19 protein-coding genes and 1 rRNA gene are annotated in these 19233 nt (G+C 46.4%); 5 read left to right on the plus strand and 15 right to left on the minus strand.

What is annotated here, in order from left to right; all coding sequences use genetic code 11:
- The 8 genes from G9G53_RS24865 to G9G53_RS24900 form a co-directional block, all read right to left on the minus strand.
- Positions 1 to 58 (minus strand): 16S ribosomal RNA (locus tag G9G53_RS24865); the annotation flags it as partial.
- 923 nt (positions 59 to 981) lie between these two features.
- On the minus strand, positions 982 to 1959 hold the full coding sequence (gene glpX, locus G9G53_RS24870; RefSeq protein WP_165150815.1) for a class II fructose-bisphosphatase: 978 nt from the start codon (positions 1957 to 1959) through the stop codon (positions 982 to 984).
- Between the two features lie 147 nt (positions 1960 to 2106).
- Positions 2107 to 2910, minus strand: coding sequence for a pyruvate, water dikinase regulatory protein (locus tag G9G53_RS24875; RefSeq protein ID WP_165150816.1), 804 nt, complete (start codon positions 2908 to 2910; stop codon positions 2107 to 2109).
- Between the two features lie 13 nt (positions 2911 to 2923).
- Positions 2924 to 3538 carry a helix-turn-helix transcriptional regulator gene (locus G9G53_RS24880; RefSeq protein WP_238794854.1) on the minus strand — a complete coding sequence of 205 codons (615 nt, stop codon included), beginning with the start codon at positions 3536 to 3538 and terminating at the stop codon, positions 2924 to 2926.
- 239 nt (positions 3539 to 3777) lie between these two features.
- The gene (locus G9G53_RS24885) at positions 3778 to 4989 is read right to left on the minus strand and encodes an ABC transporter permease (RefSeq protein ID WP_029518436.1); all 1212 of its coding nucleotides are present in this window, start codon (positions 4987 to 4989) and stop codon (positions 3778 to 3780) included.
- Positions 4986 to 5705 carry an ABC transporter ATP-binding protein gene (locus G9G53_RS24890; protein WP_029518437.1) on the minus strand — a complete coding sequence of 240 codons (720 nt, stop codon included), beginning with the start codon at positions 5703 to 5705 and terminating at the stop codon, positions 4986 to 4988. Before G9G53_RS24890 ends, G9G53_RS24885 begins: the two co-directional genes overlap by 4 nt.
- Before the next feature lie 6 nt (positions 5706 to 5711).
- Positions 5712 to 7172 (minus strand): efflux RND transporter periplasmic adaptor subunit, encoded by a 1461-nt coding sequence (locus tag G9G53_RS24895; protein WP_029518438.1) that lies wholly within the window; start codon positions 7170 to 7172, stop codon positions 5712 to 5714.
- A gap of 13 nt (positions 7173 to 7185) precedes the next feature.
- Positions 7186 to 8349, minus strand: a complete 1164-nt coding sequence (locus G9G53_RS24900; RefSeq protein ID WP_029518439.1) for a TolC family protein — start codon at positions 8347 to 8349, stop codon at positions 7186 to 7188.
- Positions 8350 to 8667: 318 nt separating this feature from the next.
- Here G9G53_RS24900 and G9G53_RS24905 point away from each other — a divergent pair, with 318 nt between their 5' ends.
- Entirely contained in the window at positions 8668 to 8856 is a 189-nt protein-coding gene (locus tag G9G53_RS24905) for a hypothetical protein (protein ID WP_019687137.1), read from the plus strand.
- A 155-nt stretch (positions 8857 to 9011) separates the two neighbouring features.
- On the opposite strand, the gene G9G53_RS24910 is transcribed toward G9G53_RS24905, so the two are convergent.
- From G9G53_RS24910 to G9G53_RS24920, 3 genes are all read right to left on the minus strand, one after another.
- Positions 9012 to 9335, minus strand: a complete 324-nt coding sequence (locus G9G53_RS24910) for an MGMT family protein (protein ID WP_029518440.1) — start codon at positions 9333 to 9335, stop codon at positions 9012 to 9014.
- Between the two features lie 115 nt (positions 9336 to 9450).
- Positions 9451 to 10611 (minus strand): rhamnogalacturonan acetylesterase, encoded by a 1161-nt coding sequence (locus G9G53_RS24915; protein ID WP_029518441.1) that lies wholly within the window; start codon positions 10609 to 10611, stop codon positions 9451 to 9453.
- A 227-nt stretch (positions 10612 to 10838) separates the two neighbouring features.
- A complete protein-coding gene (locus G9G53_RS24920; protein ID WP_029518442.1) occupies positions 10839 to 11261 on the minus strand; it encodes a hypothetical protein in 423 nt (140 codons plus the stop codon).
- A gap of 168 nt (positions 11262 to 11429) precedes the next feature.
- Between G9G53_RS24920 and G9G53_RS24925 the strand changes: the two genes are divergently transcribed.
- The 4 genes from G9G53_RS24925 (at position 11430) to G9G53_RS24940 (ending at position 15203) form a co-directional block, all read left to right on the plus strand.
- Positions 11430 to 11855: a CHRD domain-containing protein gene (locus G9G53_RS24925; RefSeq protein WP_023988435.1), complete on the plus strand. Its 426-nt coding sequence runs from the start codon at positions 11430 to 11432 to the stop codon at positions 11853 to 11855.
- Positions 11856 to 12078: 223 nt separating this feature from the next.
- Positions 12079 to 13269 carry an acyltransferase gene (locus G9G53_RS24930; RefSeq protein WP_165150817.1) on the plus strand — a complete coding sequence of 397 codons (1191 nt, stop codon included), beginning with the start codon at positions 12079 to 12081 and terminating at the stop codon, positions 13267 to 13269.
- Between the two features lie 110 nt (positions 13270 to 13379).
- A complete protein-coding gene (locus G9G53_RS24935; RefSeq protein ID WP_029518444.1) occupies positions 13380 to 14081 on the plus strand; it encodes a response regulator transcription factor in 702 nt (233 codons plus the stop codon).
- A gap of 15 nt (positions 14082 to 14096) precedes the next feature.
- The gene (locus G9G53_RS24940) at positions 14097 to 15203 is read left to right on the plus strand and encodes a HAMP domain-containing sensor histidine kinase (RefSeq protein ID WP_165150818.1); all 1107 of its coding nucleotides are present in this window, start codon (positions 14097 to 14099) and stop codon (positions 15201 to 15203) included.
- Positions 15204 to 15215: 12 nt separating this feature from the next.
- Here the strand turns inward: G9G53_RS24940 and G9G53_RS24945 are convergent, their stop codons facing one another.
- The 4 genes from G9G53_RS24945 to G9G53_RS24960 form a co-directional block, all read right to left on the minus strand.
- Complete coding sequence (locus tag G9G53_RS24945) at positions 15216 to 15971, minus strand: LutC/YkgG family protein (protein ID WP_029518446.1); 756 nt, start codon at positions 15969 to 15971, stop codon at positions 15216 to 15218.
- Positions 15964 to 17484 carry a LutB/LldF family L-lactate oxidation iron-sulfur protein gene (locus G9G53_RS24950; protein ID WP_165150819.1) on the minus strand — a complete coding sequence of 507 codons (1521 nt, stop codon included), beginning with the start codon at positions 17482 to 17484 and terminating at the stop codon, positions 15964 to 15966. The genes G9G53_RS24945 and G9G53_RS24950 overlap by 8 nt, the downstream gene beginning before the upstream one ends.
- Complete coding sequence (locus G9G53_RS24955; protein WP_029518448.1) at positions 17481 to 18209, minus strand: (Fe-S)-binding protein; 729 nt, start codon at positions 18207 to 18209, stop codon at positions 17481 to 17483. Before G9G53_RS24955 ends, G9G53_RS24950 begins: the two co-directional genes overlap by 4 nt.
- Positions 18210 to 18461: 252 nt before the next feature.
- A complete protein-coding gene (locus G9G53_RS24960; RefSeq protein ID WP_029518449.1) occupies positions 18462 to 19220 on the minus strand; it encodes a DeoR/GlpR family DNA-binding transcription regulator in 759 nt (252 codons plus the stop codon).
- Positions 19221 to 19233: the final 13 nt, after the last annotated feature.

The raw sequence follows: 19233 nt of genomic DNA on the forward strand, positions 1-19233 counted from the left end.
GCATGTATTAGGCACGCCGCCAGCGTTCGTCCTGAGCCAGGATCAAACTCTCCATTAAAGACCAACCGAAGTTGGTTATAGAAAGAGCGATATGCTCATTTTGAAACTGACGAGATAAAAAATATCTCTTGTTTGCTTCCATTTTATACAGCCTGGAAGGCATGTACCAAAATTTCAGCGTTGGATTTTGTGAACAAAATCCGTACTCACTCGTTGTTCAGTTTTCAAAGATCAAATTATCATTCGGCTTCGTTTGAGCCAGAACAATAATATAACATTTTCAACTAATTCAATCAACCTGTAAATAATTCCAGGCGAGTCATCCACCCCATATTATTGAATAATCATTTTCGGGCTAGACTAACAATATATCAATTTAAAGCAATTAAGTCTATCTGTAAAAGTTCCCAGCTTGTTCAAACTTATTAAAAATCTTTGATCTTGTTTTATTGGCTGGACTAGTAATTTAACACGTATACCAAATTAATTCTACTTGCAATTAATTCCTTTTGATAGATAACTATAGATATTAGACCAAAGTAATTCATAATCCCAATAGACAGAAGTATTACTTAAATGTGTTATTCTAATTTTACATAAGGATTTGCTTTTCCAAATTAGTTCTCGGATGATTTCGAAGGCTGATCTATTCTAGCAGAGAAATTTATCAAACTTTTAGGGCCAAGGTACTTCATACCTTAAACAATAATCAGATAGACGTATATTGTTGGATATACATTTAGTAGATCATTTAGAGGGTTAAGAAATTACGAAGTAGACTAAAGAGAGATGCATGACAAAGATAATTATGTTTACGTCACTCAATAAAAGTGAGGTATACTCGATTCTTATTCCATGGAGTTGATAACTTCATCTGTTCTATGACAGTTAGATTGACCCTAAAATATGAAAAACAGCGGTATCCTTGGATAAGTCCTAGATACCGCTGTTTTATTGAACTATAAGCCATGACTTCAATGTTCAAGAAGATGCCGCTACCGCAAGCGTACCGGAAGAATCAGCTGTATGATGGATACTCCGCACGAAGCGAATCGTTTTTGTATCCGAGTGCATTACGACTGAATGAGTTTCCGCTCTGTGGCCGGGAAGAGAACGAACCCCCTGCAACCACTCTCCAGGTGTTACACCTGTAGCCACAAACATCACGCCTTGCCGTCCGACCATATCATCCATAGATAGCAACGCGCCAGGATCAGTAATGCCCATACGTTTGCAACGCTCAATCTCTTCTTCACCATGAGGCAACAAACGGCCCTGTATTTCTCCGCCCATGCATTTCAGCGCTGCAGCGGCCAATACACCCTCAGGAGCGCCACCAGAACCGATATGCAAGTCTACACCGCTATCCAGGCATGTTTCAATCGCGCCCATCACATCCCCATGGCCTAGCAATTTGATACGAACTCCGCTTTCCCGCAGAAGCTTGATAATCCCGGCGTGCCGTGTACGATCCAGAATGGACACGGTAAGATCAGACAAGGATTTACCGAGTGCTCGTGCAGCTTTTGACAATGTGGTCGGGATTGGGTCCTCAAGTGACAGCTTTCCAGCCAGCGCCGGGCCAACGGCCATTTTTTGCATGTACATATCCGGAGCGTGGAGTAGACTACCACGAGGTGCAGCAGCAATGACCGACAGAGCGTTATTCAAACCATTTGCCACCGTTTCGGTTCCTTCCAGTGGATCGACAGCGATGTCCATAGCCGGTCCTCTGCGATTGCCTACTCTTTCCCCGATATACAGCATGGGAGCCTCATCCATTTCGCCTTCGCCAATGACGACCGTGCCGTCCATGGATACCGCATTAAAATGAGTGCGGATGGCTACCGTAGCCGCCTCGTCTGCGCTATTCTTATCTCCACGCCCTGTCCATTGTGCTGATTGCAGTGCCGCTGCCTCTGTTACCCGAACGAATTCCAATGCCATTTGACTCTCCATACCTATCCCTCCACCTCTCCTAAAATAATTATTACCCTTAAGCAAATGAATATATTTAGGGCAGCTTTGCTGCAATCTTTCTATTTATCTATTAAACTCCTGTATCCTACGTTTTTAATTTTTAGTTATATGAGCAGCTACTAGGCTCTATAACATTCTGATAATTAAACCTGCCGTCTCTTCAATCGCCTTATCTGTAACATCAATAACCGGACAATTCAGCTCTTTAAACAAAGACTGCGCATACGCTATTTCCTCTTCCACTCTCGTCGCTGTAGCATACTGCACATTATTAGGAAGCCCCATAACCTTTAGTCGCTCACTGCGTATTTTCAACAGTAACTCTGGCTCGATCGTTAATCCGAACACTCGACCATGCTGAACATCCTTTAACTGAACAGGCGGTGTCAGCTCCGGTACAACCGGTATGTTGACCGTTTTATAACCTTTATGCGCGAGAAACATGGATAAAGGGGTTTTGGAAATACGGGATACTCCAAGCAATACAATATCCGCTTTGAGAATGGCGCTCACATCTTTGCCATCATCGTATTGAACCGCAAAATCCAAGGCCTCTACACGCCGAAAATAGTTGTCGTCCAGTCGGTGCAGCAGACCAGGCTTCTCTTTGGGATCGTTATGGAACGTATCGGCAAACGCCTGCATCATTGGTCCCATAATGTCGACAGCCCGCACATTCAGCCGGACAGCCTCTTCTTTCATCGCCTCTCTCAATTCCGGCTGTACCAGCGTATAAGCTACAAAGCCTCTACGCTCGGCAACTTCCTCCATCACCCGGCTCAGTTCGTCTTCATCCCTCACGTTCATAAATCTTTTGATCTCTGTGTCCGGTAACTCAAACTGGCGCATGGTCGCCTGTACGACAGCTTCTGCCGTCTCGCCAATCGAGTCTGAACAGATCGCTATAAAATGACTGCTCGCCTGAACCATTCGATTCCTCCCATTAATCCTCTGCTACCATATCGAGCAACATTTTAATAATATTTGTTTTTGTAATACGTCCCACGACTTTCCAGTGCTCTCCTTGCTTGTCGGAGTCGGAAGGGACGACGACAGGCAGACTGTCGATTTGACGGGCAATAATTTTGCGCGCTGCCTCTAATACCGTATCCTCTGGGGAAACGGTGACAACATTCGCCTGTCGGGTCATCACTAGGCTGACAGGAATGGTTGCTGCATTGGGATTCCCTAACGTTACCTTAAGTAAATCCTTGCGGGAAGCTACCCCTGCCAAATCTCCGTCTTCATCGGTAACGATCAAATTGCTCACATTTTCCAAAAAGAGAGCTACAACAGCTTCCTGAATCGTTGTTGTTTCACGTACGATGACTGGAACCCCGTGAAGATCGCCCACCTTCATTTGCAATAGCCGGAATTTTTCCTCCCGGTTCGGCGTGCCCCGCTTTCCAACAAAATATCCGACCTTGGGCTTTGCATCTATGTAATTCAGAATACCCAATTTGGATAGGTCGGTCCGAATGGTCGCCTTACTGAGATTAAGCATTTCCGCAATCTGATCCCCGGTAATTGGGGCATGCTTTTGTACGATGTTTAAAATTTCTACTTGTCTTGCCGTAAGGTCGATGATGAACGTCCCTCCTTTTTTTCTTGCGATCTAATATTGAATATAATACGTCATATATAACAATAAATCAACCTTAAAAAGCATATAAAACATCACATATATAAAATTAAAGTGGTTATTCATGTCTTTTTATCATTTAAAACACTTATTCAACACAAAAAAACGGGCACTTTACACCCTGCTCTTTCGAGTAAGGCGAAGTACCCGCTCTCTTATTCGTATCTTAAAGCATCAATTGGACGCAGCTTAGACGCCTTCCGCGCCGGATATACTCCGAACAACACTCCGACTGCCATACAGCACAGAAAAGAGTAAAGCACGGGCTCTATCGAATACACAATCGGCATTTGGACGAATTTCTCAAGCAGTTTTGCACCTCCGAGACCCACCATTACGCCAACTAGTCCACCCATCAGACTGAGAAAAACAGCCTCAGCCACAAACTGCAGCATAATATCACTACGTTGCGCACCAATCGCTTTACGAATCCCGATCTCCCTCGTACGTTCCGTGACGGACACCAGCATAATATTCATAATGCCGACACCTCCAACGCCAAGCGCAATTGCAGCTACACCGGCCAGCAGCATATTCATAATCCGATCAACCCCGGACACTGTTTTTAAGATTTCCGTCTGGGTCATGATCTGAAAGTCATCGCCCTCTGATGGCTTTAGCTCATGTCTGACACGAAGCACCTGCCGAATTTCTGCACTTGCCTGATCAATCTTCTCCTCTGATGTTGCAGAGGCGTTCACCTGCTGAATACTCATATTGCCTAGCCGTTCCATCCCCGTTGTAATCGGTACATATACCTGCTGACCGCTGTTACTCATATTGGAATTGGAATTTGCCAGCACACCGACCACCTTAAAAGGAAGCTGTTTGATCATGATCGTCTCACCGACCGCTCTGGAGGCATCCGGACCAAAAATATTACGGGCCGCATCACTCCCAAGCACGGCCACATTCATTTGTTTATCCACTTCATAGTGGGTAAACGACCTGCCTTGAGCTAGTGACAGCTTTCTCACATGAACGAATGCCAGTGAAGTCCCCTCAATTTGTCCGCTGACCTTATTGCGACTCCACGTAATATCTGCATTGGTCATAGCACTTGGTGCTACCTCTGCTACTGCTTTTTGCTGCTCTAGCGCATCGATATCTTTTAGAGATATTCCTTTCGTCTGATTGAACGACATGGAACTAGAGCCATCATATGGAGCATAAGGATAGATCATCAGCAGATTATTTCCCATACTGTTGATCTGAGATGTAATCGTAGCCGTTGATCCTTTACCGATGGCTACAATCATAATCACAGCGGCCACTCCGATAATAATGCCCACCATGGTCAGCAAAGATCGCAGCATATTGGTTCGCAAACTGTTGAGTGATACACGGATAATTTCCTTAAACTTCATGCCTTCACTTCCTCTGCCGCCATTCTTCGTTTCCCAACAGGCTGATCCTCTTCAATCCGCCCATCTCGAAAATGAATCAGACGCTTGGCGTATTCCGCAACCTCTTGATCATGAGTAACCAATACAACCGTTTTCCCCTGATCATTCAGACGCTGAAAAATCCCCATTATTTCAACACTTGTTTTGGAGTCCAATGCGCCTGTAGGTTCATCCGCCAAGAGAATGACCGGATTGTTCACAAGTGCGCGGGCAATGGATACCCGCTGCTGCTGACCGCCTGACAATTCGTTCGGCCTATTGTTCATCCGATCGCCTAGACCTACGCTAGTGAGGGCTTCCATTGCCCGCAAACGACGCTCCTTGACAGGAATACCTGCATAAATCATAGGCAGTTCCACATTCTCCAGAGCCGTTGATCGCGGGAGCAAATGAAATTTTTGAAATACAAATCCGATTTTCTGATTACGTATAATAGCCAGTTCATCCTCACGGGCATCTAAGATCGAATAGCCGTCCAAATAAAATTGTCCTGACGTAGGTAAATCCAGACAGCCGATAACATTCATCATCGTGGACTTGCCTGATCCAGACGGTCCCATAATCGCAACAAAATCACCGTCAGCAATATCAAGTTGAACCTCACGCAGAGCATGAATTTCCTGATCTCCGACATGGTACACTTTTTTCAAATCCTCAATCTGAATGACGTATCTCATACCCGTTTAAAAGCCTCCCTGCATGCCGCCCATAGCGGAAGGGTCCGGCGGAGGTTCAGGAGCAGGCACAATAAGCGTGTCACCCTCCTTTACACCTGACTTGAGTTCGACTCGATCTGGCGTATAAAATCCGAGTTCTACGGGCTTGAAAGTGCGCGCCCCTGGATTTGCAGCATTATTAGCGGAAACATACACGCCATCCTGTCCCCCTTCGGATCTCAGCGCAGTCGCAGGTACGAACAGTACATTTTTGTGTACTCCCAAAATAACGGCCACATTCATAATCATGCCCGTTTTGAGCTTGCCTTTCGGGTCATGAACAGACAGTTCCATCAGATACGTCGTCATCCCTTCATCCGTAGAGGCTTCCGGTGACACGAATTGCACCTTCCCTGGAAATGATTCACCCGGATAGGCATTGGTAGTCAACACGGCTGAAAGACCCTTCTTTACTTTGACAATGTCGGTCTGACTTACCTTCACAACCACCTTAAGGTCGTTGGAATCCGAGTTATTCATGACAATGAATGGAGCTGTCGGACTGGTCCCTACATCCCCGTTCACCTTCAAGATTACCCCGTCCCAAGGTGCTGTAACCTGAAGCTTGTTCAATTCATTTTTCTTCTGCTCCAGTTCCGTCGCCTGTCTTCGAACCTCTATCCGTGAGGCTTGAATATTGGATGCATCAGCCGGAACCTGAATTTTGCGAAGCTCTGCCATTGCCGTACGATATCCGATTTCAGCCTCTGAAATGGTGCGACGTTTTTGTGACATGATTTTGCGGAACTGCAGATCCAGACCATCATAGTCCGTCTGTGCTTTATCCAGTGCTTGCTCTGCCTGCTCCAATTCACTGTTGGACACCGCCCCGGCATCATGTAAAAACTTTTGGTCTTCATATGCCTTTCGCGCCTGTTCCAACTGCTTTTGGGAAGTTTTCTTCTGACTTTCGGCTTCTTCCAGCTCAAATGATTCTTGCGCTGTATCGATAGCCATTTTGGCCCGAAGTACATTTGTTTTCTGAATTTCAATGTCCTCAGCCTTCGGACCTTTCTCCAATTCAGCCAGCTTGGCTTTAGATATTTCCAAAGTATCAGACGCACTCTGAATTTGCATTTTAATTTCAGAACTGTCCAGAAGAGCCAGGACTTGTCCTTTCTTCACTTTGTCTCCGGCCTTCACGTTCACCGCTGCCAGCTTATTTTCGCCTGCGCTTGTAAAATTCAACTTCACTTCCTTGGAAGCCTGTACGGTACCGGACGTATCCAGCTTCTCGCTCACATCGCCGCGTTCTACTTTAAGCTTCTCATCCTGAACCAACGGTGCCGCCTGTTCTTTGGGCAAATTTAGGTATACTGCTGCTCCGCCTCCACCGACAACCAGTAGAACAATTGCAGTCCAGATCCACTTTTTTCTCCGTTTTCTCCGTAACTTGATTAAAGCGTCATTTAAAACCGTTTCTGCCAATGCCGTTTCCTCCCTATGTGCTCCATGGCTTGTTCAACGTATACTCATTTTGATCCAACTCGATCGCAAGCTCTTCCATTTGCCGTTCAATCTGGTTCACTTTCAACTGATTATTTTTCAATTCCATCTCAATAATTAGACCTCTGGCCCACTTTTTGCGTGATAATTCCAAGGCCTCTTTTGCTGTACGCAAGCTTTCTTCCAGTTGTACGTATTTCTTTTGATTTTCCTTAACTGTGGCATACAAATTACGGAGAGATTCGGCAAAATCCTTTTGACCTTTGTCGAGTTCCTCCTTAGCCGTATCGACATCCATTTTAGCTAGATCATAAGCACCAGCACCATTGTTAAAATCGAAATATCTCACATTAAGCTCCGAAGTTTTGATGCTATCCTCCAGCTTCCATAAATTTGGATTCATGTCTGTCAGCTGTTGTATATGTAATTCGATATCCAGCTTCTTCGGTTCCTTGTACACGGGTCGATCGACCAATTCATAAGCTGTTCCATTAGGCTGTCCCATGAGGAAGTTCAGGGCATCCCTGGATTTTTGCAACGCAATTTTCCCCTGCTCTACGGTTTGCTGAGCTTGGCTTCTGGCCTGTGTACTCTCGTTTTTCGCATGCTCAGACAGCTTTCCGCGCGCAAATTTGGCAAGTGCAATCTTTTCCTCCGCTTGGGCGATTTCAAGCGCTTCTAGATCATTTTTCACCTGATTCTCTGCCACGAACACACTTTGATAGCTTTTCATCACATTAAAATAAATCTGGTCTTTGGCGAACTGCGCCTGCTTTTTGCTGGCTAAATAAGATAGCGTCGAGGAACTGTAATTTCTCCATGACGTTTCATCATCAACATACTCATTGTCTATAAAATCGACAGGTGAATTGCCCAGGTCCTTTTCTGCATTTTTCAGTTCCATTCTGCGGCGCTCTACGTCCCGTTCGGCGGTACGTGTATTGTAACTGTTCGTCTGTGCCCATTCCGCGGCCTGCTTGAGTGTCAATGTAGGTAAAGCCTGACCCGTTATGGATGATGTCTTCGATGGAGCCGCAGCAGAAGGTTTAACTGACGTACTTGATGCTACATTTCCTGATAAACTCTCAGCCTGTACAGTGGAGGCCAAGCCTGATGATAATGACAATACAAGCAGCACGGCAGCCGCTTTTTGCTTCATAGATGAATCTCTCCCCTTTCGGTGCATTCTTCGAATCTTTTCCGTTTTTTTCGACATAAATTTCCACAAACTCTTGCATTCTAATTGTACTTTCAGGTTTGTGTTGGTACAAGGTGTCAATACAATACATTTTTGTAACCTTTACTTCCAGATTACTCGCTTTATACTACTTTTCGTCCAATCAGATATGGATTCAACCTATTTTTACCTTAACTTTACCTAATTTTCAGCTAATTTTAAGGAAACCAACAGCATCTATTAAGGTTTGGAACATATACTAGAGAAAGAATAACAGCCGCTCACTGGGAGGGTTAATAGATGATAAAAGAATCTCGTATGACAACCACTAACGAACCGTCTGATTTGTGGATGACCCGCTTTTTACGTGAATCAGATCAAAAAAAGAAACAACTCATCCGGGAAGCCCGGAAAAATAACGATATACCACTGATGAACAGCATTTCTTTTCACCTTGCCCAACGGGATCAGCAGCATCTTATCGGATAAAATGACAAATGAATCTTATGCTATAAATAACAGATTACCTCTAGTTATCTGCTTCGTATGCTAGATGAAAAAGACCGGGACAAATCGTTAATTGACTTGTCCCGGTTCTTTATGACGATCAAATTTAATATAAAACCGCATAGCTTGTTCCGCGCCTATTCTTCCATCTCTGCCTGCGGATCATAGAGATATTGATCCAGTGGAATGCGCCCGTTTTCATTAAACCGTATGCCTTCCTCCTCCAAATACAGACGCTGCAGGGATGCGGACTCATCCTCCTGCAAAGCAATCTCCCCCAAACGGTTGACTACTCTATGCCAAGGAAGCCGGTGTTTTTGGCTCAATGTATGCAAAATCCGCACCACCTGTCTGGCACCTCTTGGGCTTCCGGCCTCTGCCGCAATTTGACCGTAAGTCATTACTTTTCCCTCAGGGATCAACAGTATAATTTGAAGCACACGGGCAGTGAAAGGCTGCATGTTCTAATTCCTCCGTATTACTATTGCTTTTTCAATAATTATAGCACCCTGAACAGATGCTAAAAACCCCTGCTCCTACAAATGTAAGAAACAGGGGAAAACCCATCGTTAAAATTTAGAATCCGCTCAGACCCTGCCTTTTTAAATCCTGTGCTACCAATCGTGCCAGTTCCCTTGCACCTTCATAGTTTGGATGGAGTGTATCACCGTTCATGTACAAAGCCAGTGTAGCGACTTTACCAATAGAAGTAAAATAAGCGGAGCTAAGAACATTCAGGTCGACTAAAGGCGTTTGTTCCTCTTGAGCCAGCGCCAAAATAGCACTTCTATACCATCTATTTTCTGCGTTGTGTACATTGTTAGCATTAAAGTCAGTGGCTCGTCCTTGCGGAGTTGACAGGATTACCGTCGCCCCCTTAGCCTTCGCCTGCCGGATCATATCCCGCATCCAGTCCTTAAACTCTGCTTCGCTTTCGTTATGCTTTGGATTGGTGTCATTAATGCCCAATTGGAGAATAAAATAATCCCCCGGCTTAATATATTGGACGATGGCCTCCAACTGACCGTCCTGATGGAAGCCTCTAGCAATTTGGCCTCCTGACGCCATATTGCGAATTTGAAAAGTATTCGTGTTCACAAACTCTGGCAGCAGTTGACCCCATCCCGCCTGCACGCTGCTATCCAGCGGATAATAGTTACATACCGTAGAATCCCCACCGATATAAATTGTTCGATTCGTAACCGGATTGCTAGATAATTGCCTGATTTCCATTGCACTGAGTGTGAAGACCGCCCCCTCTTTGCCTTCAGTAACCAGCAGATTTAGTTGTCCGTCTGTTACTGGAATTTGAAAGCGATCCTTGGCCCCATTCCCTGTCATATTTATGACCTGATACACCCCTTCAGCTGCAATACTCGAACGAGAGGTATCTCCTAAAGTAACCGACACCTCATACAAACCAGGAGGAAGATCAACATCAAAAGTATTCTCGCTTTTCGTACCTGTAACCAGGAAACGTACCGCATCACTTGCCACTCCAGTCCCCGAAGCACTGACATTACGCATATTCTCAGGGGTACGAAAGCCATAGCCACGTGCTAAGTCATAAGACAGCGAAGCGCTCACTCCGGTATAACCCGTTTCGACCGTACCTCCGCCAAAATCAAACTTGTACTCGCCAGCGGATGCCTGGGCCGGGAGAGCTATGCCCACACCTGTTGCACCACATAAAAAAGCTGCTAAAAGCATATGAGTCAATCCTTTTTTCCACACCATTCTTCATTCCTCCTCCAGATTTTTAATTGTACGAAGCAATGGATATTTACTGTAAGCGCATACATAAAATTCTACCCATTGTTGCAGGGTTATGCCTGTGTAATTCTTATGCAAAAGAAAAGTAGTTTAATCGTTAAGCTTGAAACTTGTCTTGTACACAAAAAAGCTTCGCAGTTACATCTGCGAAGCCTCATGAAGCGATATTTCGTCATATCAAAATTACTACATTAATCCGCAACCAAAATTCCGTCAAAGCTCTCTGGACCTACACGTATTGTACCCAGCAGGTTAGCTGAAACAAAAGCAGTGTACACCAATTGTTCCGTAATCGGCGGGTTAAAGTCATCGGCTGAGAATGCAATAACCTGTGGAGCCAACAAACTCAAACTAAAAGTTGACGTGGCCGAATAAACAACAGGGTCAGTAACCAGGGTACCTCTTACAATAGTGATCGTTATTCCGACTAAAGCAAGCGGAAGTTGAAGCGATATAGTTCCTTTAAGCAAAACCCGTGGCGTACCTGTAGCTCCCAGTGTGTTTAACCCGATCTGCCCGAACAATTGAGGCGTATTTATAAGAGTGATCGGAATGGCAATAGAGTTGGCTGTCGAAGCATTTTGGGATGTTCTCCCATCAATAAATGTTCCCATGGTTTCTCCTCCTCTCTCTATCAGATACTCATAGACTATGAAAAAGTTTGTTTTGTGCTTGGACTGAATAACTTGTAAAACACACAACTTCTGATGAATAGGCTAATGTGCAGCCCCTTCTCTAGCCCTGTGAATACACTAAACCAACACTGAGAAAGGAGGGATGTCATGTCTAATAAGTTTAGAGCCACCTTAAGGGGGGCTAATGAAGTGCCTCCTGTCAGAACAAATGCGACAGGAACAGCCGAATTTCGTTACCGTCCAACGAGCCAACAATTAAGCTTTGAACTGACTGTACGCAATATCTCACGGGTAACCGAAGCGCATATTCATCTGGGACGAAGAGGTGAAAATGGCCCTGTTGTTGCTACACTGTTTGGTCCTTCGAAGTTTGGAATAACCGTTAGAAGAGGCGTCGTTAGCGGCGTGCTCCGTGCATGTGATCTTACCGGTCCACTCAGAGGCAGAACCATTTATGATTTGGTGTGCCAAATTAGAGAGGGTAATGCCTACGTCAATGTCCACACGATCCGTCATCCGAATGGTGCTATTCGTGGACAAATTAGACGCGCACCTATCAAACGTTGCAAATAACGAATAATCATGAGTATAAAAAAGAACTTCCATACCACTCATTTTGAGGCTATGGAAGTTCTTTTCTTAATTCAGGATTTTTGCAAAATCCTCAATTCTTAACAAAAGTTAAGAAGTTCATAAGCGTTTCTTAAGCCGTTCCCTTTAGGGTTGTTAAGAACTTTATCTTTTAATAGAAAGAGTTCAACAAGATACAGTTCACTCCTGAAAGGAAATGAAGCTTATGAAGCCTACGACCAAAGAAAAAATTCCCGAATTGCAGTTGGTCAGAGCCATGGCGATTTTAGCCGTCTTGATGGTACATGCCACTTCTTATGCAACGGTTCAGCTTACAAATTCCAGCCTATATGTTGTATACAATGCGCTCAATGTGTTGATGAAGTATGGAACCCCCGTATTTATCGCGCTTAGCAGCATGGTACTGTTCTACAACTACAAGGATCGTCCAATGGGACGACAGTTCTTAAGTCGCTTTTATAAGCAGAGATTGCTGTATATTCTCTTACCTTACGTCATGTTCTCCCTATTTTATTTCTTCCTGTCTCTTATGGCTAGCAGCTCCGAACCATGGAATATAGCCACACTTGCGAAAAGCTTTGCTCTGAAGCTGGCGACAGGCAAAGCGTATACCCATTTATATTATATTTTTATCATGATACAATTCTATCTTGCATTTCCATTCGTACTGTGGCTGTTCCAGCGATATCGGCAACTTCCACAATGGTCTATTGTCCTTGGGCTGTTGCTACAGTGGTCATTTGTAATTGGCAATAAATTTCTATTTCAGGTGCAAAATAAGGGCAGTTGGGCACTGTCTTATGTAGCCTGTTACATGCTGGGTGCTGCTCTAGGTTATTACTACCCACAGCTGAAAACGTGGTTTCTGATGCGTAAGGGGCAACGAAGTGTTGCCGGAGTGCTGACATGGATCACAATTTGGGCTTTATGGCTGATTTCAGCCACCATGCATGTCTATATGTGGTGCGAAAATAGAATGTACGGAATCTCGTATAATTCGCTAGTTTTCGAACTTATGTATAATATGTACAGCCTGTCTAGCACGCTGGTAATACTACAGATTTCCTTTTTAATGTATAGACGACAACATTCCTTTGTCACTCGCAAGCTGGAACGTCTGGGCACACTGTCTTTTGGTGTGTATCTGATTCATCCGTTTTTCCTGCTTCTGTATCGGCAGTTATCACCACATATCGGTTCTCCGCAGCTTATTCATGTGTGGTACGCTGGAGGTTTTTTCTTTGCACTTCTTTGCTCTTGGCTCGTCGTGTCTACCATCTCCCGTTTCCTACCATTTGCTTGGATCCTGTTCGGTCAACTACCGGGAATAGAAAAAAGACAATTCAAGCAAGAAAACCGTATTTCTTCAACTGAAACAGCACTATCCAAAGGCTGACGTCCCCAAGCAAGCGAACTGAGAAGAGTGTCCATAGCCTCCATCTTTAAAAAAGTATATAATACGCCATATTGTATACTGCTGGAAAGAACAGAAAGGGTGCACGGGCCATGCATAACGGAACCATTTTATTAGTAGACGATGAGCCTGAAATTATTAAGCTGATGCAAATTTATTTGGAAAATGAAGGATATCGACTGCTTATGGCACGAGACGGACTGGAAGCTCTGGAGCAAATCAGTCGGGAATCGATAGATGTGATGGTGCTTGATGTGATGATGCCCAATATGGACGGGGTTGAAGCTTGCATGAAGATCAGGGAAACCGAGCATTTTCCGATTATTATGTTGTCTGCGAAGGGACAAGATATGGACAAAATCACAGGACTCAGCGTTGGGGCCGATGATTACGTCACTAAGCCGTTCAGCCCGTTGGAACTGGTGGCACGCATTAAATCCCAGCTGCGTAGAGTACGGAAATATACCCATTCCTCCCCTGTATCGGAGCATGAAATGATACTGGATGAACTCTCCATTAATTCTGCTACGCATGAGGTCACTCTCGCCGGAGAATCCATTAAGCTGACCCCACGAGAATTTGCCATTGTCGAGCTGTTGGCCCGTAATCGTGGTCAAGTGCTGAGCATGGAGCAGATCTATGAAAAAGTGTGGAAGGAGCAATATCTGGAATCCAACAACACGCTGATGGTTCATGTGCGTAAAATTCGCGAGAAAATTGAGGCTGATCCGAGAAAACCCAAATATCTAAAAACGGTGTGGGGCATCGGCTACAAAATGGAAAAATTCGATTAATGGAGGATTCACGTCTTGAAGGCAAAACGATATGATACGTTGGGATGGAAGCTGGCAGCCCTTAGCCTTGCCGCTTTCGCTCTAACCGGACTGATTTTGATGGTGTCTTATTATGGAGCATCTTTGCTACTATGGCTGAATCCTTCCCGTTCATTTTTTGGCACCCGTCTGGTTCGCTGGACCGTAAATCACATTGGGTCCCCACTGATCATGCTGGTAGGCGGGCTACCTACATATATTTATTTCTTTTTCCTTTTTACCAAAAATACGATTGGTTACCTTCGCGAAATTACGACGGGGATGCAAGAGTTTGCTGACGGAGACCTGTCCTATACGATTCCTGTTTCTTCAGCGGACGAGCTGGGTACCTTGGCGAAAAATATGAACACCATGGCGGACAAGCTCCGTCTCTTGCTGGAAGAAGAACGGGCTTCTGCCAAGGCCAAAAACGACCTGATCACTGGCGTATCCCATGATCTTCGTACCCCGCTAACATCCGTGATCGGTTTTTTGGAATATATTGAAACCGACCGCTATCGGGATGAAATTGAGCTGCGCTATTATGTGAACATTGCTTATGAAAAGTCATTGACGCTTAAGAAGCTGATCGACGAGCTGTTTGAATACACGCGTGTGAGCGGTGGCAGCCTGCCACTGGAGCTGGAGCCTGTAGATCTCGGCAAATTGCTCACTCAGCTTGCTGAGGAATTTGTACCCTCTCTGGAACAGGCAGACATGTCCTACCGTGTCCGAATCGTCGAGCCTGTTCGGATTCTAGCCGATACCGACGAGATGGTACGCCTGTATGAAAATTTGTTTTCCAACGCTATTCGATACGGAAAAGACGGCAAACGCCTTGATATCACCATAGGACGCGAAGACGACGAGGCGGTGGTAATCTGCACCAACTACGGCACCCCAATTCCTGCGGAAGATGTCCCGTACTTGTTTGAACGGTTTTACCGGGTGGACAAATCACGTTCCAAGGAAACTGGAGGCACCGGGCTGGGCCTTGCGATTACAAAAAGTATTACCGAGCTGCACAATGGCCGCATTTCGGTTAGGAGTAATCGCAGACAAACAGATTTTGAAACCCGTTTTCCCCTCTATCATGCTCGTTAGGCGGTCTACACGCTAGCCCACTAACAACGTATAGACGATACCTGGCCCGTGTACACCGATCGTCAAATCATTTTCAATATCCGACGAGCGGCTTGGTCCAGTAATAAAATGAATGCCTGCAGGCAGTTGCTCACGCCCGACTTCGTCAAAGCGGCTTAGAATCTCGCCCAGTCGTGTTCGTAAGCGCTCTACTGGCAGAAGAATGATCAGTGCGGTTGGCAAAAGGCTGACCGCACGGCCTTTCTCCGGCGAGGATAGCACCGCTACCGAGCCGGTGTAAGCAGCCGCTTCGTCGGCGATGACGATGCCGATATCCGCCTCAGCGGCGCGGGCCTTCCAATCCTCGACTGGATCGGTGTTCCACACCGATAAACGGACTTGCGGCAGTGCCGATTCCAGCTGGAGCGCATCCAGGTCCGGCTCATTCTGCCGGACGATATAGGCCGCTCCCAGCTCTCGCGCTTTGCACGCGATCCAGTCTGCGGTCTGCTCCAAATTCGGCAGACGCACGACATGCCCGCCAACACTTGTAAAGTTAGCAGTGAACTCCTCGATGCGCCGCTCCGCGCTCCAATCGAATTCGTACCAAAATGCAGGTGCCCCGCGAAACGGCTGAACTGGCGGCTCCGTCTGTCGTGGACGCTTGAGCCGCGTCGCGATGCCGTCCATAAAGCGTACCTGCTTGGCACGGGATTCTTCTTCCATTTGATGAAGCCACGCTTCATGGGCCGCTTTTGCTTGCGCAGAAGGATTACTATGCTCACTCATGCTGCGTCCCTCCTTTACTTCTATCTGCCAAAATCTTCTCCATTCGGCTGAGAACATCCGGCTGCATCACGTTGCGTTCCTGCTCCAGCTTATGCTCCAGCGTGTTCCATTGCTGACGGAAGGATTTTTTCGCCAGAGAGGGAGCCACACGGTACGTATTCCAGCCTTTTAACGGGCCCAGCTTCAAGGTAATTTCACCTTTACGGACGATCGCTTTCTGGGCGATCTGCCCTAGCCGAATCGCCACTGCGAATCGCTTCGAGTTGGAAACTACGGTCGCAAAACCTTTCATCCCTGCCGTTTCCAGCTTATCTCCTTGTCCCGCCTCCACCTTGCGTCTGCGCAAATATACCAGCATATCATGCAGCGGTATTTTGACCGGACAGGCTTCATAGCACGCACCACACAGACTGGACGCACTCGCAATATCGTTCCACTCTTCAATGTTGCTATGAAGGGCAGGCGTAAGCACCGCACCGATAGGGCCACTATATGTCCCGCCATACGCGTGCCCGCCAATGTGTCGGTACACCGGACAGGCATTCAGGCAAGCACCACAGCGAATGCAATTCAGCAACTCTTGAAACTCGGGATTGCCCAGCTGTAGTGAACGTCCGTTATCTACGATGATGATGTGCATTTCGTCAGGCCCATCGGCATCTTGGCTGCGCCGAGGGCCTGAAATACCAGACATATACATGGTCAGCTTCTGCCCCGTAGCGGATCGTGGCAATAATGTAGCCATCACCTCCAAATCCGTCCAGGATGGAATAATCCGCTCCATGCCCATCAGCGTAATTTGGGTTTTGGGCAGAGTGGATACCATCCGTGCGTTCCCTTCATTTTCAAACAGGACCATGGAGCCTGTCTCGGCGATGGCGAAATTACAGCCCGTCATGCCAATATCCGCTTCTAGAAACTTCTCACGCAGCTTTTTGCGGACAAAGCCCGCCAAAATCGTCGTATCCGCGGACAGTTTCTCACCTGCTTCTTGGGATAACAGTTCGGCAATCTGAAAGCGGTTTTTGTGAATCGCCGGAATGACGATATGAGACGGGGGCTCTCCTGCCAGTTGAATAATATATTCACCGAGGTCACTTTCAATCGTCTCGATATCCGCACCCTCCAGCGCCTGATTCAAATGTAACTCCTCCGACACCATCGACTTGGATTTGACGACGGAACGGGCTTGGCTATGTGCAGCAATATCCAGGGTAATACGTACGGCATCGGCTGCTGTATCGGCAAAATGGATATGCACCCCGTTGGCACGGGCATTTTCTACAAATAGATTTAAGTAATAGTCCAGATGGGCAATGGTATGCAGACGAATTTGACGGCCCCGTTCACGCCATTCTTCCCAATTTCCGTGTTGCTCTGAAGCCACCTGCTTTCCGTTACGCAAACGCTCTGTAGTGAAACGAACTGCATTCCGCAGAAAATCATTATTTAGGGCCAGCTCTGCACGTTTTTTGACCTTTTGGTTCATGGAATGTGAGTGTACGACGGTCATGCGTGCTTCACCCCTTCGTACAGCAGCTCAGCCAGATGCATGACCCGAACTGGCTCCTCCCGATACCGAAGATTTCCGGCAATGTTCATCAAGCAGGCCATATCTAGTCCGACCAGTACCTCGGCTTCGGTCTCCCTGATATGGTCCACTTTTTCAGTCACCATCGCTCCCGAAATATCTGGCATTTTCACCGCGAAAGTCCCGCCAAAGCCACAGCAGTCCTCAGCAAAGGGAAGTGGTACTAATTGCAGCCCCTTTACACTGCCAAGCATCTTCATCGGTTCCTCCTTCACGCCGAGCAAACGTGTGCCATGGCAAGACGGATGATAGGTTACTGTATGCGGAAAAGACGCGCCCACATCGGTCACGCCAAGCACCTGTACCATAAATTGCGTAAACTCATACGTCTTTTGTTCCAGCCTCCGTGCTGAATCGAGCCATTCGGGCTCATCCTTAAACAACTCCGGGTAATGATGAATCATATATGTACAGGAACCGGAAGGAGATACGACAAAATCGCTGTCGTTAAACGCTTTCAGAATTGTTTTGGCAGCAACCCTCGTTTCATCCCAATAGCCGCTGTTATAGGACGGCTGTCCGCAGCATGTCTGTACCTTCGGAAAATCCAGCTGAACACCATATCTGGAAAGCAAGCATGCCATCGCTTCCCCCACCTTGGGATAAATCGCATCACTCAGGCAAGTAATAAATAAAGATACCTTCATACGGAACACCCCTTACGTCTATGGAATAGCTATTACTTTATAGAGGATACCAGCGGATCGGTTCATTTGAATCTGGAGAAGCGTCAGCGTTTGCCTAAAAGCTTTCCAAAGGAAAGCTCTCTACGTAAGCATAAGCTTGCAGTGGGATTCTCACCTAAACGTGTTTTACATCATCAAAGAATCCCACTGCAACAGCGAGCGTAAGAGCAAATGAAACGCGGAGCGACACTCTCCACCTCGACATTTTTAAATTCACACAACCGTAACTGGAATAGCCTGCTCCGCAAGTTGACTGCGAATCGGATCCGACAACCTCGAATCCGTAATAATCTCGGATACCTGCGACAGGTTCACGACATGCGTAAACGCCTGTTGCCCAAATTTGCTCGCATCGGCCAGTAAAATCACACGGTCTGCAATGCTGACCATTTTCTGCTTCAAACGAGCTTGCAGTTCATTCGATTCACTAATACCGCGATCCAGATGAACCCCCTGGCTGGAGAAAAACAATTTATCCACATAATAGGTTTCCAGGGAACGCTCTGCGAGCGGGCCTACAAATGACAGCGAGCGTTGAAGCAACTGCCCCCCCGTCGAAATGACCTCGATTTTTTCCTTACCCGCCAGCTCTGTAGCTACCCGAATCGAATTCGTTAATATCGTCAAAGGAATATCCGGTAAACTTGAGGCCATATACCAGGCGGTTGTGCTGGCATCCAGCAAAATACGATCATTCGGCTGAATCTGCTTAACCGCTTCTTCGGCAATTCTGCGCTTTTCCTCTGCGTTCATAATTTCCCGTACCGCATAGGGCGTTTCAGGCTGCTCGTTTTTGACACTTACCGCTCCCCCATGCGAACGGCGCAGTCGTCCCGCCTGCTCCAGACGGTCCAGATCACGACGAATCGTTTCCTCCGTTACTTTGCACAACTCACTCAATTCGGACACTCGTATGCTTCCTTTTTCATTCACGAGCTGCACAATCATCTCATATCTTTCTGCGACCAGCATGGCAATCTCACTC

The organism is Paenibacillus sp. EKM206P (assembly GCF_011066155.1).
Taxonomy (GTDB): domain Bacteria; phylum Bacillota; class Bacilli; order Paenibacillales; family Paenibacillaceae; genus Paenibacillus; species Paenibacillus polymyxa_D.

Bases quoted from the DNA above. Each gene is read 5' to 3' on its own strand.
- glpX (WP_165150815.1), bottom strand. From the start codon at position 1,959: ATGGAGAGTCAAATGGCATTGGAATTCGTTCGGGTAACAGAGGCAGCG.
- G9G53_RS24875 (WP_165150816.1), bottom strand. From the start codon at position 2,910: ATGGTTCAGGCGAGCAGTCATTTTATAGCGATCTGTTCAGACTCGATT.
- G9G53_RS24885 (WP_029518436.1), bottom strand. From the start codon at position 4,989: ATGAAGTTTAAGGAAATTATCCGTGTATCACTCAACAGTTTGCGAACC.
- G9G53_RS24890 (WP_029518437.1), bottom strand. From the start codon at position 5,705: ATGAGATACGTCATTCAGATTGAGGATTTGAAAAAAGTGTACCATGTC.
- G9G53_RS24900 (WP_029518439.1), bottom strand. From the start codon at position 8,349: ATGAAGCAAAAAGCGGCTGCCGTGCTGCTTGTATTGTCATTATCATCA.
- G9G53_RS24905 (WP_019687137.1), top strand. From the start codon at position 8,668: ATGATAAAAGAATCTCGTATGACAACCACTAACGAACCGTCTGATTTG.
- G9G53_RS24910 (WP_029518440.1), bottom strand. From the start codon at position 9,335: ATGCAGCCTTTCACTGCCCGTGTGCTTCAAATTATACTGTTGATCCCT.
- G9G53_RS24915 (WP_029518441.1), bottom strand. From the start codon at position 10,611: ATGGTGTGGAAAAAAGGATTGACTCATATGCTTTTAGCAGCTTTTTTA.
- G9G53_RS24920 (WP_029518442.1), bottom strand. From the start codon at position 11,261: ATGGGAACATTTATTGATGGGAGAACATCCCAAAATGCTTCGACAGCC.
- G9G53_RS24925 (WP_023988435.1), top strand. From the start codon at position 11,430: ATGTCTAATAAGTTTAGAGCCACCTTAAGGGGGGCTAATGAAGTGCCT.
- G9G53_RS24930 (WP_165150817.1), top strand. From the start codon at position 12,079: ATGAAGCCTACGACCAAAGAAAAAATTCCCGAATTGCAGTTGGTCAGA.
- G9G53_RS24935 (WP_029518444.1), top strand. From the start codon at position 13,380: ATGCATAACGGAACCATTTTATTAGTAGACGATGAGCCTGAAATTATT.
- G9G53_RS24945 (WP_029518446.1), bottom strand. From the start codon at position 15,971: ATGAGTGAGCATAGTAATCCTTCTGCGCAAGCAAAAGCGGCCCATGAA.
- G9G53_RS24950 (WP_165150819.1), bottom strand. From the start codon at position 17,484: ATGACCGTCGTACACTCACATTCCATGAACCAAAAGGTCAAAAAACGT.
- G9G53_RS24955 (WP_029518448.1), bottom strand. From the start codon at position 18,209: ATGAAGGTATCTTTATTTATTACTTGCCTGAGTGATGCGATTTATCCC.
- G9G53_RS24960 (WP_029518449.1), bottom strand. From the start codon at position 19,220: ATGCTGGTCGCAGAAAGATATGAGATGATTGTGCAGCTCGTGAATGAA.